General features: G+C 59.1%; 14 protein-coding genes and 1 pseudogene. 5 read left to right on the top strand and 10 right to left on the bottom strand.

Annotated features, from left to right (window positions below; genetic code table 11):
* Positions 1–3 precede the first annotated feature (3 nt).
* The 5 genes from phnL (at position 4) to RGM3321_RS18620 (ending at position 5,667) form a co-directional block, all read left to right on the top strand.
* Entirely contained in the window at positions 4–720 is a 717-nt protein-coding gene (gene phnL, locus RGM3321_RS18640; RefSeq protein ID WP_244394322.1) for a phosphonate C-P lyase system protein PhnL, read from the top strand.
* Entirely contained in the window at positions 714–1,859 is a 1,146-nt protein-coding gene (locus RGM3321_RS18635) for an alpha-D-ribose 1-methylphosphonate 5-triphosphate diphosphatase (RefSeq protein WP_244394321.1), read from the top strand. The genes phnL and RGM3321_RS18635 overlap by 7 nt, the downstream gene beginning before the upstream one ends.
* On the top strand, positions 1,859–2,425 hold the full coding sequence (phnN, locus tag RGM3321_RS18630) for a phosphonate metabolism protein/1,5-bisphosphokinase (PRPP-forming) PhnN (protein WP_244394320.1): 567 nt from the start codon (positions 1,859–1,861) through the stop codon (positions 2,423–2,425). Before RGM3321_RS18635 ends, phnN begins: the two co-directional genes overlap by 1 nt.
* Entirely contained in the window at positions 2,416–3,177 is a 762-nt protein-coding gene (gene phnP, locus RGM3321_RS18625) for a phosphonate metabolism protein PhnP (RefSeq protein WP_244394319.1), read from the top strand. Before phnN ends, phnP begins: the two co-directional genes overlap by 10 nt.
* Positions 3,178–3,303: 126 nt before the next feature.
* A complete protein-coding gene (locus RGM3321_RS18620; protein WP_244394318.1) occupies positions 3,304–5,667 on the top strand; it encodes a glucose/quinate/shikimate family membrane-bound PQQ-dependent dehydrogenase in 2,364 nt (787 codons plus the stop codon).
* Positions 5,668–5,764: 97 nt separating this feature from the next.
* On the opposite strand, the gene RGM3321_RS18615 is transcribed toward RGM3321_RS18620, so the two are convergent.
* From RGM3321_RS18615 to RGM3321_RS18575, 10 genes and pseudogenes are all read right to left on the bottom strand, one after another.
* Positions 5,765–6,049 carry a contact-dependent growth inhibition system immunity protein gene (locus RGM3321_RS18615; protein WP_244394317.1) on the bottom strand — a complete coding sequence of 95 codons (285 nt, stop codon included), beginning with the start codon at positions 6,047–6,049 and terminating at the stop codon, positions 5,765–5,767.
* Between the two features lie 138 nt (positions 6,050–6,187).
* Positions 6,188–6,436, bottom strand: a complete 249-nt coding sequence (locus tag RGM3321_RS28510) for a hypothetical protein (protein ID WP_347880978.1) — start codon at positions 6,434–6,436, stop codon at positions 6,188–6,190.
* A 60-nt stretch (positions 6,437–6,496) separates the two neighbouring features.
* Positions 6,497–6,649, bottom strand: coding sequence for an SMI1/KNR4 family protein (locus RGM3321_RS18610; protein ID WP_244394316.1), 153 nt, complete (start codon positions 6,647–6,649; stop codon positions 6,497–6,499).
* Positions 6,650–6,750: 101 nt separating this feature from the next.
* Entirely contained in the window at positions 6,751–7,224 is a 474-nt protein-coding gene (locus RGM3321_RS18605) for a lytic transglycosylase (protein ID WP_244394315.1), read from the bottom strand.
* Positions 7,224–8,593: pseudogene (locus RGM3321_RS18600) on the bottom strand (DUF6861 domain-containing protein). Before RGM3321_RS18600 ends, RGM3321_RS18605 begins: the two are co-directional and overlap by 1 nt.
* A gap of 335 nt (positions 8,594–8,928) precedes the next feature.
* Positions 8,929–10,452 carry an amidase family protein gene (locus RGM3321_RS18595; protein ID WP_244394313.1) on the bottom strand — a complete coding sequence of 508 codons (1,524 nt, stop codon included), beginning with the start codon at positions 10,450–10,452 and terminating at the stop codon, positions 8,929–8,931.
* 125 nt (positions 10,453–10,577) lie between these two features.
* Positions 10,578–11,729: a M20 family metallopeptidase gene (locus tag RGM3321_RS18590; protein ID WP_244394312.1), complete on the bottom strand. Its 1,152-nt coding sequence runs from the start codon at positions 11,727–11,729 to the stop codon at positions 10,578–10,580.
* Positions 11,726–13,153 (bottom strand): M20 family metallopeptidase, encoded by a 1,428-nt coding sequence (locus tag RGM3321_RS18585; protein ID WP_244394311.1) that lies wholly within the window; start codon positions 13,151–13,153, stop codon positions 11,726–11,728. Before RGM3321_RS18585 ends, RGM3321_RS18590 begins: the two co-directional genes overlap by 4 nt.
* Positions 13,150–14,163 carry an oligopeptide/dipeptide ABC transporter ATP-binding protein gene (locus RGM3321_RS18580; protein ID WP_244394310.1) on the bottom strand — a complete coding sequence of 338 codons (1,014 nt, stop codon included), beginning with the start codon at positions 14,161–14,163 and terminating at the stop codon, positions 13,150–13,152. Before RGM3321_RS18580 ends, RGM3321_RS18585 begins: the two co-directional genes overlap by 4 nt.
* Complete coding sequence (locus tag RGM3321_RS18575; protein ID WP_244394309.1) at positions 14,160–15,161, bottom strand: ABC transporter ATP-binding protein; 1,002 nt, start codon at positions 15,159–15,161, stop codon at positions 14,160–14,162. The genes RGM3321_RS18580 and RGM3321_RS18575 overlap by 4 nt, the downstream gene beginning before the upstream one ends.
* Positions 15,162–15,172: the final 11 nt, after the last annotated feature.

Raw genomic sequence — 15,172 nt, 5'->3', positions numbered from 1 at the left:
CCGATGACGACGTTGATCGAGGTCCGCGATCTGTCGAAAACCTTCACCCTGCATCAGCACAATGGCGTGGTCCTCAATGTGCTGCGCGGGCTCAATTTTTCGGTGCGCGCTGGCGAATGCCTGGTGCTCAGCGGGCAGTCCGGCGCGGGCAAAAGCACATTGTTGCGCACTTTGTACGGCAACTACCTGCCTGCCGCTGGCAGCATCCGCGTACAGCACGAAGGCGAGTGGACTGAACTGGTCGGGGCAACGCCGCGCCAGGTGCTTGAGGTGCGGCGCAAAACGCTCGGCTACGTCAGTCAGTTCTTGCGCGTCATTCCGCGTGTCTCCAGCCTGGATGTAGTGATGGAGCCGGCACTCGCACGCGGCTGGTCGCGCGAACAGGCTCAGGAGCGTGCGCAACTGCTGCTGAGCCGGCTGAACATTCCCCAGCGCCTGTGGCCACTGGCGCCCAGCACCTTTTCCGGTGGTGAACAGCAGCGTATCAACATCGCCCGGGCATTCATGGTGCCGTGGCCGGTTTTATTGCTCGACGAACCGACGGCTTCGCTGGACGACGCCAACCGTCAGGTGGTGCTGGATCTGGTCGATGAGGCCAAACAGGCCGGTGCCGCACTGATCGGTATTTTTCATGACCGCGACGCCCGCGAGGCGGTCGCCAATCGTCAACTCGACATGAGCCCGGTGGACCTCACCGCCAAGGAGTTGCTGCAATGCTGAACGAACAGATCTTCAGTAACGCCCATGTGGTGACTGCCGAGCAGGTGTTCGTCGGCACAGTTGTGGTCCGTGACGGCCTGATTGCCGAGGTTCAGAGCGGGCGTAGCCAACTGAGCCAGGCTCAGGACATGCAGGGCGATTACCTGCTGCCCGGGCTGGTGGAATTACACACCGACAACCTGGAGAAGCACCTGTCACCGCGGCCGGGTGTCGATTGGCCGTCGATGTCGGCGGTGATCAGCCATGATGCGCAAATCGTCGCGGCCGGTATTACCACGGTGTTCGATGCGCTGTCGATTGGCGACATCAACCCCAAAGGCAAGCGCATGCAGCAACTGCCCGCGATGCTTCAGGCGATTGCCGACGCCAACGCAGAGGGCCTGACCCGCGCCGAGCACCTGTTGCACCTGCGTTGCGAGGTCAGTCATCCGGACACCCTGAGCGTGTTTCGCGACCTGGTGGACCAGCCGCTGGTGCAACTGGTTTCGGTGATGGACCACGCGCCTGGGCAGCGTCAGTTTGCCCTGGAGTCCAAGTACCGCGAGTACTACATGGGCAAGTACCACATGAATAATGAGGAAATGGATCGCTTCATCGTCGAACAGGTCGCCAACTCCACCGAGTACGCCGACCGCTACCGGCGCGCGATTGTCGAACTGTGCCTGGCGCGTGGCCTGTCGATTGCGAGCCACGACGACGCGACCATGGCGCATGTCGAGGAATCGGCAGGTTTCGGCATGAACATCGCCGAATTCCCGACCACACTCGAAGCGGCCCGCGGCTGTCGGCAACTGGGCATGAGCGTGCTGATGGGCGCACCGAACATCGTGCGCGGTGGCTCACACTCCGGTAACGTGGCGGCAGCATCGCTGGCCCGACACGGGCTGCTGGACATTCTGTCCAGCGATTACTACCCGGCCAGCCTATTGCAGGCCGCGTTCATGCTGGCCGAACAGGACAACGACTGCGAGCTGCCGCAAGCGATCAATATGGTCAGCCGCACGCCCGCTGTTGCGGCAGGGCTGGCGGATCGTGGCGAGATTCGCATCGGCCTGCGCGCGGATCTGATTCAGGCGCGCAATCATGCAGGCCTGCCGGTTATCGACAAGGTCTGGCGACAAGGCAAGAGGGTGTTTTGATGGTTGGCAGGTTGATCTATCTCATCGGGCCGTCCGGTTCAGGCAAGGACAGCCTGCTGGATGCGGCCCGTGAAACGCTGGCGCAACGCAACTGCCGGGTTGTACGGCGGGTGATCACCCGTTCTGCCGAAGCGGTGGGTGAGGCGGCACAAGCGGTGACGGTCGAACAGTTCGAGCAGATGCGCGAGCGTGGCGCGTTTGCCTTGAGCTGGCAGGCCAATGGCTTGCACTACGGCATTCCCATCGAGATCGATCAGTGGCTGCTGGAGGGCCACGACGTGTTGATCAACGGCTCCCGGGCGCATCTTCAGAAGTCGCAAATGCGTTACCCGACGCTGCTGGCGGTGCTGCTGACCGTCAACCAGGACGTGCTGCGCCAACGGCTGTTGGCGCGCAACAGGGAAACCCTTGCGCAAATCGAGGAGCGTCTTGCGCGCAACTCGCGGTTTACCGGGGATTTACTGGCGAATAATCCGCAGGTCTTCCCGCTGGATAATTCGGGCGATCTGCAACAGACCGTCGCCACGCTTATCGGCTTGATGGAGCGGCGTGACGCATGCGCCTGACCCTGCTGGGCACCGGTGATGCACGACAGGTGCCGGTCTACGGTTGCCAGTGCCCGGCCTGCTCGGCGGCGCGGGCGAATCAGGACCTGCGGCGCTTGCCGTGCAGTGCGCTGATTGAATGCGCCGATCAGCGCTGGTTGATCGACAGCGGCCTGACCGACCTTACCGACCGTTTCCCGCCGCGCAGCCTGAGTGGCATCCTGCAGACGCATTACCATGCCGACCATGCCCAGGGCCTGTTGCATCTGCGCTGGGGCCAGGGGCTGGTGATTCCAGTCCACGGCCCGGCGGATCCGGAAGGCTTGGCCGACCTCTACAAGCACCCCGGCATTCTCGATTTCAGCCAGCCGTTTGCAGCCTTCGAAACCAGAGCCTTGGGCGCACTGCACGTCACGGCGCTGCCGTTGACGCACTCAAAGCCCACCTTCGGCTACATGTTCGAAGGCGAGGGGCAACGTTTTGCCTACCTGACCGACACCGTCGGCTTGCCTGACGACACCCGTGAATTCCTGCAACGCCAGCCGCTGGACGTGCTGATTCTCGATTGCTCCATGCCCCCGCAGCCTCAGCCGCCACGTAATCACAATGACCTGACCCTGGCGCTGGAAACCATCGACCAGTTGCGACCGGGCAAGGCGGTATTGACGCACATCGGCCACACGCTGGATGCGTGGTTGATGGGGCTGCCGCAAGGACTGCCGGGGCATGTACTGATCGGCCGGGACGGTATGGCGCTACAGGCGTCCGCATAAACGCAAAAACTGTGCGCTGATCGCCCGCAAACGCCTGTTCCAGACGCTTGGCAGGCTGCGACAATTTGTCATTATGGACCGTTTGGTACATTCTGTTCGGCTGTAAAAATCCGACAGGTTTGAAAAATGACAAACAAGCAAGACACAGGAACTGGCGGCAGGTTGCTGCTGCTCGGGCTGGGAGTACTGATCGCCCTGATCGGGCTCGGTCTGGCAGGTGGCGGCGGCTACCTGGTGACATTGGGCGGGAGCTGGTTCTTCCTGCTGATGGGGCTGGCGATGCTGGTCAGTGGTGCGCTGATCGCTGTGCGCAAACCCAAAGGTGCAGTGTTGTATGGCATCGCCCTGATACTGACAGCCGTCTGGGCTATCTGGGATGCAGGCCTGCACTATTGGCCGCTGGTGTCCCGCCTATTGACCTTTGCCGTGATCGGCCTGGTGATTGCGCTGATCTACCCGACACTGGTTCGCGCTTCGGGTGCTCGGGCAGGCCGCGGTGCCTATGGTCTGGCCGGTCTGTTGGCCATTGGTGTTGTGACTACCATCGGTTACATGTTCGTTCCGAGCCATGTGATCAGCGCCAGCAGCGTGCCGGCTATTGTCCCGGTAGCACCGGGTGCCGAGCAGAAGGACTGGGCACACTGGGGCAACACCCCGGCAGGTAACCGGTTCGCTGCTCTGGATCAGATCAACAAGAGCAACGTCGACCAGCTGCAGGTTGCCTGGACCTTCCACACCGGCGACATTCCGCAGAGCACAGGTGCCGGTGCAGAAGACCAGAACACCCCGCTGCAGATCGGCGACACGGTGTACACCTGCACCGCCTACGGCAAAGTGTTCGCACTGGATGCTGACACCGGCACCCAGCGCTGGAAGTTCGACCCGCAGGGCAGTGCGCCCAACTGGCAGCGCTGCCGCGGCCTGGGCTACTTCGCCGCACCCGTAGCCGACGCACCAGCCCAGCCAGCCGCCGCGTGCGCTACACGCGTGTTCCTGCCGACTGGCGACGCTCGCCTGATCGCACTCGACGCCAGGACCGGCGAGACCTGCAAGGACTTTGGTAATCAAGGCGTAGTCGATCTGAAAACCGACATGGGCGAAGTCAAGGAAGGCTACTACCAGCAGACCTCGACGCCGCTGGTGGCGGGCAATGTGGTTGTGGTGGGCGGTCGTGTTGCCGACAACTTCTCCACCGGCGAACCTCCAGGCGTGGTGCGTGCTTTCGACGTACACAGCGGCGAGTTGGTCTGGGCCTGGGATCCGGGTAACCCGAATACCAACAAGCGTCCGCCAGCAGGCGAAACCTACACGCGTGGCACGCCGAACGTCTGGTCGGCCATGTCCTACGATGACAAGCTCGGCCTGATCTACCTGCCAACCGGTAACGCCACACCCGATTTCTTCGGCGGGACGCGCACCGAGCAGGACGACAAATGGTCTTCGTCAGTCGTTGCGGTGGACGTCCAAACCGGTCAGGTGCGCTGGAACTTCCAGATGACCCACCACGATCTGTGGGACTTCGACATTCCGGCGCAACCGTTGCTGTATGACATCCCGGACGGCAAGGGCGGTACGCAGCCAGCATTGGCGCAAGTCACCAAGCAGGGCGAGATTTTCCTGCTCAACCGCGAAACCGGCGTGCCAATTTCGCGTGTCGAAGAACGCCCTGTGCCGCAGGGTAATGTGCCGGGCGAGCGCTATTCGCCGACTCAGCCGTTCTCGGTGGACATGCCGTCGATTGGCAACCAGACCCTCAAAGAGTCCGACATGTGGGGTGCCACGGCGTTTGACCAGTTGATGTGCCGCATCGCTTTCAAAGGCATGCGTCACGAGGGTGTTTACACGCCGCCAGGCCTGGACCCTGCGTTGCAGTTCCCCGGCTCGCTGGGCGGCATGAACTGGGGCAGCGTCTCGGTCGACCCGACCAACAACTACATGTTCGTCAATGACATGCGCCTGGGCCTGGCCAACTACATGATCCCGCGCGACAAGATCGCCGCCGGTGCCAGCGGTATCGAAATGGGCGTTGTGCCACAGACCGGCACACCGTTTGGTGCCATGCGCCAGCGCTTCCTGTCTGCCGTCGGCATACCGTGCCAGGCACCGCCGTTCGGCACCATGTCGGCGATTGACCTGAAAACCAAAAAACTGATGTGGCAGGTGCCGGTCGGCACCGTGAAAGATACAGGCCCGATGGGCATCCGCATGGGCCTGCCGATTCCGATCGGCATGCCGACGCTGGGCGCATCGTTGTCCACCCAGTCGGGCTTGCTGTTCTTCGCCGGTACTCAAGACTTCTACCTGCGCGCCTTCGACAGCGGCAACGGCAACGAAATCTGGAAGGCCCGTCTGCCAGTCGGCAGCCAGTCCGGCCCGATGACCTACGTGTCGCCCAAAACCGGCAGGCAGTACATTGTGCTTACCGCCGGTGGTGCCCGCCAATCGCCTGACCGTGGCGATTACGTGATTGCTTACGCGTTGCCCAAGTAACGTGCTTTAACGTTGAGGGGCAGGTTTTGCCCCTCGATTCGTTTTGTCACACGCTGGATGTCTCGCTAATGGATGGATGCTACTGTTGGCTTTTGAATTAAATGGCCATTTTGGATAGCCAATCCGAATAATGGGTGTTTTCACCGCTGGGCTCGAAATAGCATTCCAATGAGGATGCCATTAATTCGCTGTAGTCTGTTTCCGTCATGGGCTGGCTTAACAGATGCTCAATTTCTTTTACGCTACCTCGCAAACAGCTCAAGGGTTCGCATTTTACGATCTCTTCAAGCACGTGATTGCTGTCCGAGAACTCTTTCGTCCAGTCCTGATGAAAATAGGAGCCTAGTAATCGGCTCAGGTTGGCGTATTGATTTGTTTTCATGAGGGTGTCCGGCTTTTTGTTATTGGGGCAGGCTTCAATTTTTGATAAATGATGATATAAGGTGTGAATCTATTTGATATGAATGGGCGAGGCGGAATTGTTGATGGGATGTTATTAGGCTGCAGTTTGGCTTTGCGTTCAGGAATGGGCGATTATTCTTTTGATAAGATACTCATAAAAGTTCTCTGCATAAAAGATCGCTGCTCCTGATGGTATTTTCAAGAAGATCTGGCATTCATTGTTTTTGTAAGTATTACAGTCGAAAAAGAAAGCTTCGCCCAGGTCCGTTCTGCTGATGACCAGTTTTTTTGGGGTGGTCGACTTGTTTTTGAGTCTGTTAATGTGTTGGAAGACAATATCCCCACCCTGTAGGTCATCGACGTCCATGCCGTAGATGTTGTAAATCTCCTCGGTGCCTACTTCTCCTCCCGCATAATTTCGTAAAAACTATTTGTAGGCGTCAGGCAGTGGGTGACCTAAACGCTGCTCTGCCTTAATAATCAACTCATCGGCTACAGCGTCGGCAGGTGCTCCAAATGCTGCTACATCCTCATTTGTCTTTATAAAGTTTTCAAGATCAAATTCTGTCAAATTAGTCATGTCATTACTCGTGAGTATTCGCGCAGTTAAATCCAGTTCCACCTCCTGTATCTGCTCCTGAAAATTCAAATAGTTCAGTAATTACTAGAGGCTTTCCACGCTCATCTGTTGACTTTGGTTACGTTTGAGTAATCGCCGAACCCGGGGATTTTTTCGTAATTGTCTTTAGGCTCGAAATTCGATTTGGCTTCCTCAAGTTTATGTGGGTTTAGCTGCTCCCGACGAATCAAAAGCTCGCCGCTTTCTTTGAAGATGTAGCTGGTTCCAGCTGAGATTTTCCCAGCGTCATCAAATTCACGATGGGTTGCCATCGTGAGGAAAAGCGTTTCTGAATCCAGGCATTGAAACTGATAGGAAAGGTATTCGCGCTGATGGTCATCCAGAAATCCAACGCCCACCATGTTCTTGTCTAAAATCATTTCTACGAAGCAAGCTGGTTTTGAGCCTGAGCCTATCAACGCTGTATAAGGCTTTTTAGCCAAATGCAAAGCGTTGGCGGTAGCCTCGTCCATAGGGTCGATTGCACGATGCTTGAGGCGGAACCAGGACTTGCAATAAAAAATAGAAGGACTCATCAATACACCTTTCCGTTGATATCTCTAATTAAAACTCCTGCTTTGCCTGCAGAGTCTAAAATAGTTTGGGGTATTATACCCGTTTGAGGTGGAACTTCCAGTATCACAGCGCCCTGTAATTTTTGTCCTGCCAAAGAGCCACTGGATGGAACATTCGCTATAGTAGAGCCGCTCGGGTACTTTGATGTTGCTTCATTTATATAGCTTTTGGCGGTGGATTCAGATATTTTTGAAAATTGAGTTAATTTACGTGATATGATTTCTCCAGTTGTTGGGTTGTATGAATCTAGTCGGTAATAGCCATTGCCGTCAGGCCTCTGTATGTAGACCTCATTGTAGGGGTAATTTTTTGATTGAACTCTATTAAACTCGTTACCTGCATCGAGTCGTTGCAGTCACTCTGGTTTTGATGAGGTATTTGCCACGTCGTTGGATTCTTTTTTGCATCTGGCCGATCAGATGGCGAGGGTGTAGTTGGCGGCTCTTGGGTGTCCATCACTCCCCGGAGCGGTGAAGGCTCACTCCTCCGCAACTCAGGATGAGCCAGCAACTTCTGCTCATTCCGAGCCAACCAACCCGCAATTTGCTTGTTGGTCATGTCTGCTTGAAGCTTCGCGCTTCTTGCGGCGATGCCGTCCAGGCTGCCTACGACTCCTGCCTTGATCTGACCTCGTGTGATGTAGGTAACAATGGCAGTCAGTAGGAGCATGACTAATTGCTCCTGACCTCTGGCAAGTTGCCGCGCGGCAGCATCTATACGCTCATCAATCAGCCACGCGGAGGCTCCTGTGGGATCAAGCCCTGGCGGTTTGACACCTTCCTCTGCATTCCAGGCAGTCACAATACCTTCATAGAGAGTTGCAAGACAGGCAGGGAGCCCTTGATAAAAGTACTCGGCAATGGCTGAAAGCCCCATGCCCAGCAAAATTAGGTTGCCGATCTGTAAGCCTATGCCGCTGCCTGCTATGGCCCCTGGTACAGCGCCTGCCCCGAATGCTAGCGATCCAGCCGCACCTCCAACAAGAGTTCCTACGGCTACGCTGCCGCCCATGATCATGGCGACCTCTTTTACCAATTGCAGCAAGACAGGAAGGATTTCCGTAATGTCTATGGAAGCCCACTTGCGCATCAGATTCAGCTGAATGATTGGGTAAGACTTGGACATCGCCAGCTTCACCGACTCAATGCGGTTTCCGCCGATACTGCCGAATGCCAGTGTGGCCTCGTTACTGACTCGTCGAGTGAAACCGTTCCAACCATCGAAAGCGCTTTCCCAGCCTTGATCGAAAGACTGATTCAGATGGTTGAATTTGTTATCGAGGGTTCGCTCGATGTCGTCCCACTTGGGGACGTTGGCTAAAAGATCCATTTAGTCATCTCTGTCCTTGAAAAGAGTAAATTCCGATTCTCGGTCCTTGAGTCATCGGACTACAGCCTGCGCTAGAGGTAACCTTTGCCTGATCGTCTGGCATGTCAATTCGATCTCAATTAATGCCATTTTTCTCATTTATGCGACGACCGCAATGATGTCAATGAGATGGCAGTTGGGTGTTCACGACTGTGATAGCTAGGTGACGCATTGAATTCCCGGCGCTTTTCCTCACCGCTGTGGTTTGAAAATTTTTTTGGTTGATCGCTAAAAAGTGAAGTGCGGCACGTTTGTCGAGCGCCTGGTATTGGTCTTGCTCCTTCACATATCCCCAACTACATCGCCCCAATCTCCGGCTTGCCCGTTCTCGACCCACCATAAACTGGCGGATGCGTGACGATGTGGGTCAGGTCGACCGCCGAGGCCAGCAGTTTCTGCAGGTCGGGACGCGGACGTGACAGGCGTGGATCATTCAGTGTTGCCTGCTCGAGCGCCGCTGCGCAGGCGAGCAGTTTTGCGTCGCTGCGGAACCCGCCGATCACCTGTAACCCGAACGGCATGCCGTGGTGATCAGTGCCGCAGGGCAGGGACAGTGAAGGGTTGGTGGTCAGGGTGATGGTGTAGCACAGCGCCAGCCAGCGGTAATAGTTGTCCAATTGCACGCCGTTGACTTCTCGCAGGTACAGTTCGCTCCAGGGGAAGGGCGAGACTGGTGTGGTCGGCGCGAGGATCAGGTCGTAGTGTTCGAATTGCTTCTGGAAACCGCGGAAGATCCGGCTCTGCTCGCCATGTGCCTTTACGCAGTCCTGCAGCGACATGGCGGCGCCCATCTCAAAGTTTGCGCGGGTGTTGGGTCCCAGCGCATCAGGGTCGCAGTCGTGGGCGTCCTGCAACCCGGCAACGAAGGCTTCGGCACGCAGCACATCGAAGGTGCGATGGGCGCTGCCCAGGTTCAGGTCGATGGCTTCGAAGGATTTGAAGAGCGGCTTCAGTGCGTTGATTTTTTCCCGGAAGACGGCACGGATTGTGTCATCGACTGCGCACGCGCCGAAGTCTTCGCTATAGCCGACCCGCAGTTGGCTGAGGTCGACGGTGCGTGGTGCAAACGCGTCATCGGCAATGGCATAACTCAACGGATCAGACTGCCCCAGCCCGGCGCTGGCGCGCAGTTGCAGCAGCGTGTCGGCGACATTACGACCCATCGGGCCGACCACGGAGATCGGCGTCCAGCCGAGTTTTTTGCGTTCGCTCGGCACCAACCCGGGTGAAGGCCGCAGGCCGACGATACCGCACAGTGCTGCAGGAATGCGCAACGAACCACCGGTGTCTGAACCGCTGCACAACGGCACCATGTCCACGGCCAGTGCGGCGGCTGAACCGCCCGAGGAACCGCCTGCGTTGAGTTCCGGATTGAACGGGTTGCCGGTCGCGCCCCAGACGACGTTGCGGGTGTTGGCTCCGGCACCGAGCTCCGGGACATTGGTCTTGCCGACGACGATTGCCCCGGCAGCACGCAGGCGGGCCACGAACAGGTTATCCTGCGCTGGGATGTTGTCGCGGAACAGTTGTGAGCCGTAAGTGGTGAGTACCCCGGCGGTTTCTTCCAGGTCCTTGATGCCGATCGGCAGGCCATGCAGTAGCCCCAGCGGTTTGCCTTGCAGGACTGCATGCTCGGCCAGCAGCGCCTCGTCGCGGGCGCGCTTGAAACAAGTGGCGGCGAACGCATTTATTTTCGGATTGAGGGTTTCAATGCGCTCGATGCAGGCGTCGAGCAATTCCACTGGCGAGATCTGTTTGCTGCCGATCAACGCACGTAGTTCAGTGGCGGATTTGCCGAGCAGCTCGGATGGGTTTTGCATGGAGTGTTCTCCCGAATTTCATCGTTCCGCACGCTCCGCGTGGGAATGCATTTCGTGACGCTCTGCGTCACACATCTGCGTCGCGCCTCTTTTTCCAGGTCGGGCGCAGCACGTGGGCAGTCTCTTCAAACATCCCCCAGCGCCAATATCGTCGCCACCAGCGCCTGGCCTCTGGGCACCAGGGTATCAAGCTCCAGATATTCACGGTCGGTGTGTACCTTGCCGCCGACCGGGCCGAGGCCGCACAGCGTGGGGATGCCCAGGCTGGCGGTGAAGCCGGAGTCGGCGCAGCCCCCGGTGAATTCGCCTTCCACGTTGAAACCCAGTTCCTGCGCAAGACCCTGATAAATACTCAGCAGTTCAGTGCTGTGCCGGGCTTCCATGGGCAGGAAGGTCGTGGCTTCGAGCAGTCTGGCCGATGTGCCGGGCAGCTCCTCTTCGGCGACGATGGCCTGGACGGCGGTGAGAATCTCATCCCATTGGCGCAGTTCGACAAAGCGCACGTCGAGTTTCGCCGTCGCGCTGGGCGCAACGGTGTTGCTGGAGGTGCCGCCCGAGATCAAGCCGACGTTGGTGGTAATGCCTGCTGCGTAGTCGGTCAACGCATGCAGCTTGATCACCTTGTGCGCCAGCGCCTGAATCGCGCTGGCACCGTCGGCGTGATTGACCCCGGAATGCGCCGCGCGGCCGTTCACTTCGATGATCAGCGTGGCACCGCCTTTGCGGGCACTCACCACATTACCGCTGGCGCGTCCCGGTTCCGGGTTGAGCACCGCGCGGGCCTCGCGGGCGTACTTTTCGATGTGCACGCGAGCGCTGGCGGAGCCGATTTCTTCGTCGCCGGTATAGAGGATCTGTACCGGAAACGGCAGCGGGCCGATGCGTTTCAACGCTTTCAGCGCAAAGCAGTTCAGCACCAGTCCGCCTTTCATATCCGCCACGCCAGGGCCATAGGCCAGTTCGGCATCTTTGGTATAGCCGCGAGTGGACGTGGTGCCTTTGGGAAATACCGTGTCGCGATGGCCGAGCAGCAGCACCGGCTTGCCGGGTCCGCCGGGCAACTCAGCCAGCAGCACATCGCCGAAACCCTCAACCGGGATACGTTCGATGCTGATCCCGTCGGCCTGCAATTGCGCGGCGAGCAGTTCGCCGACCGCATCGACTCCGGCCTTGTCGTAACTGTTGGAGTCGGTATCGACCAGGCTCTGCAACAGCGCCTCCATCGTCTCATACTGCCCGCTTAGCCAGTCGCTGGCCTGCCGCTGTGCTTCATTCATTCACTCAGCTCCTGTGCCCGATGCTCGCGGGTCAGCCGTGCGCCGTCCGTTCCCAGATCCCAGAACAGTCCGGCCATGATTTGCAGACTTTCTTTGACCACCGGTGCCAGCAAATGCTCGTCGGGGGCATGTTGCGAGCACGCCGGGTACGAGTGTGGCACCCAGACGGTCGGCAGGCCCAGTACTTCAGCGAACACGTCATTGGGCAGCGAACCGCCCAGATTGGGCAGCAGTGCCGGCTTCTTGCCGGTGGTGGCGGCCAGCGATTCCAGTGCCCAACCGACCCACGGGCTGTCGGGTGACAGGCGCGTGGCATGCATCACGTCCATGCGCGTCTGACGGACTTCGACCTGGGTGAAACCGTGCGCATCCAGGTGCGCACGCACGGCTGGAATGAACGCGTTGTAATCGCTGTCGAGCACAAAGCGAATGTGGCATAGCGCGTGCGCTTTGCCGGGAATGGCGTGTACCGGGGCATCCGGGTTGCCGGTCTTGAAGGCGAGAACGTCGAGGGTGTTCCAGCCGAAGACTTTTTCGCTGAGCGACAGCGCCGGGTCGCCCCAGTCAGCGTCGATGTCCGGGTCGCCGGGGCCGCCGCCGACCTTTATATCTGCCAACGCAGCGCGCACGGCTTCTGGGATGGCTGTCGGCATCAGGCCCGCGATTTTCACTCGGCCATGCTGATCGACCATGCTGGCAATTGCGTTGGCCAGAATGATGCCAGGGTTTGCCAGCAGCCCGCCCCAGTTGCCGGAATGGTGCGCGCCTTCACGCAGGTTCACCGTCATTTCGAAATTGAACACCCCGCGTGAGCCGAGAAACAGGGTAGGGCGCGCCGCTGCCAGGCGTGGGCCGTCGGAGGCGATGAAAATATCCGCAGCGAGTTCTTCTGCATGCGCCTGGCAGAACGCGCTAAGGCCCGGCGACCCGTCTTCTTCGCCCATTTCCAGCAGCAGTTTGACGTTGAAACCCAGCTTGCCGTCGCGTGCCTTGAGGGTCTGCTCCAGAGCGGTCAGGTTGATCAGGTGCTGGCCCTTGTTGTCCGCAGTGCCACGTCCGTACCAGCGTTCGCCACGTTCGATCACCTGCCACGGCGACAAGCCCGGTTGCCACTGCGCGTCATAACCGCGAACCACATCGCCATGACCATAACTGAGCAAGGTCGGCAGGGCCGGGTCTTCGATACGGGTCGCGATCATAAGGGGGCCACGCCCGGCGACCGGGTTGTCATGCACCGCCACGCTGAAACCCAGACGCTCGACATGCGGTGTAATGAATTCGTGCAGATAGCGATAAAGCTCCGGCAGGCTCTCGGCCTCCTGGCTCTGGGTCGGATAGGCGACGCTTTCGCCAAGCAGGGCGAAAAACGCGCCGTTGTCGAACTGTTCAGTGACGTTTTCGATGGCGTGCGAACGGCTACTCATGAGGGCATCAGCTCCAGGGTGTTCGAGGTGTCGCGCAAGTGGCAGCGCACGGTTCCGCCTTCCATGCGGCCAATCACCGGAGACTTCTCCTTGCACACCGCCATGCAGGCCGGGCAGCGCGGGTGAAAGGCGCAGCCGGACGGCGGCGACATGGGGTTGGGGAAGGTCCCGTGCAAACCCAGATCGGGAATGCCCAGATGCGGGTCAGGGGTCAGCACTGAGTCCAGCAAGGCCTGGGTGTAGGGATGACCGGGTCTGGCGAACAGCGATTCGCGGCTGCGCTCTTCGACAATCCGCCCCAGGTACATCACCGCGACGCGGTCGGCCAGGTGTTCGATAACGGCCAGGTTGTGGCTGATCAGCAAGTACGTCAGGCCGAATTCCTGTTTCAGGTCCTGTAGCAGATTAAGAATTTGCGCCTGCACCGAAACGTCCAGCGCCGAAGTCGGTTCGTCACAGATCAACACATCCGGCCGCATCACCAGCGCCCGCGCAATCGCTACCCGCTGGCGCTGGCCACCGGAAAGCTGGCTCGGGTAACTGTCGATCACGCGCTTGGGCAGACCGACCACGTCCATCATTACTTCTGCACGCTGGCGGCGTTCGGTATGGGTGCCGATGTCATGCACGATCAATGGCAGAGTGACGATTTCGCGCAGGGTCTTGCGCGGGTTGAGCGACGAGTAAGGATCCTGAAAGATCGGCTGGATGCGCCGTGCCATCTCCTTGCGGTCGGTTCCGGCGAGGTGTTTGCCATTGACCAGTACGTCTCCGCTGCTGGGCGCGAGCAGGCCCAGCAGCATCTTGGCCAGAGTGCTCTTGCCACACCCTGATTCGCCGACCAGCCCGAGGGTTTCGCCGCGCATCAGGCGCAACGACACTCCGTCGACGGCTTTCAACGTGGCATTGGGTTTGAAAAAACCACGGCTGATGCTGAATTCGCGACGGATGTCGCACAGCTCCAGAGCAATGTCTTTTTTGACGCTCGTGTTAAAGGCCTGATTGTTCATGACGTCATGCCCTCACGATGCAATACAGTTTCTGCGCCCGTTGAAGCAAACAGGCAGCGGGTCATGTGGTCGTGGCTGTGAACCTGAGGGACATCATCGGCACACGCTGCGATTGCTTGCGGGCAGCGATTGCGGAAGGCACAGCCGTGCTGCTCGCCGACCAGGCTGGGCACCAGCCCCGGAATCGACCCCAGCGGCTGGCCTGGCTGGGTGCGTCCTGGGATCGGAATGCTCGCCAGCAGGCCTCGGGTGTAAGGATGTTGCGGGTTCTCGAACAACTCGACGGCCGGGGCGGTTTCGACGATCTGCCCGGCGTACATCACCGCAACCCGGTCGGCAATGCGCGCCACCAGGCCAAGGTCGTGGGTAATGAAGATCACGGCCAGACCCAGCTCCTTCTGGATGTCGCGAATCAGGCGCAGGATCTGTGCCTGTATGGTCACGTCCAGTGCGGTGGTGGGCTCGTCGGCGATGATTACGTCCGGTTCGCACATCAGGGCCATGGCGATGATCACCCGCTGACGAAGGCCGCCCGACAATTGATGCGGATACTGACGCAGGCGTTCGCCAGCGTTGCTGATCCCGACTTTTTCAAGCATCTGCGCCGCACGTTGCAGGGCTTCCTTGCGCGACACCTTGCGGTGTCGGGTGAGCACTTCGCTGAGCTGATCGCCAATGCTGTAGGCCGGGTTCAGCGAGGTCATGGGCTCCTGAAAGATCATCGCCAGGCGGTTGCCGCGCAGGTCGCACATCTGCCGCTCGCTCTGGGTCAGCATGTCAATGCCATCCAGGCTCAGCGTCGTTGCGGTACGCCGGGCCTTGCGCGGCAGCAGGTCCATGAGTGCCAGCGAAGTCAGGGATTTGCCGCAGCCGGACTCGCCGACGATGCACAGCATTTCGCCGCGCTCGACCTGAAAATCCAGGCCGCGCACTGCGTGGAGCGTGTCCTGTCCCAGCGGGATCTCGACACGCAGGTTTTCAACCTGTAACAGGGCCATGCGCGTATCTC

Origin of the sequence: Pseudomonas sp. RGM 3321 (assembly GCF_022836805.1) — a bacterium.
Taxonomy (GTDB): Bacteria; Pseudomonadota; Gammaproteobacteria; order Pseudomonadales; family Pseudomonadaceae; genus Aquipseudomonas.
Note: the sequence above shows the minus strand (reverse complement) of the source record. Positions and strands in the feature narration are given on the sequence as shown.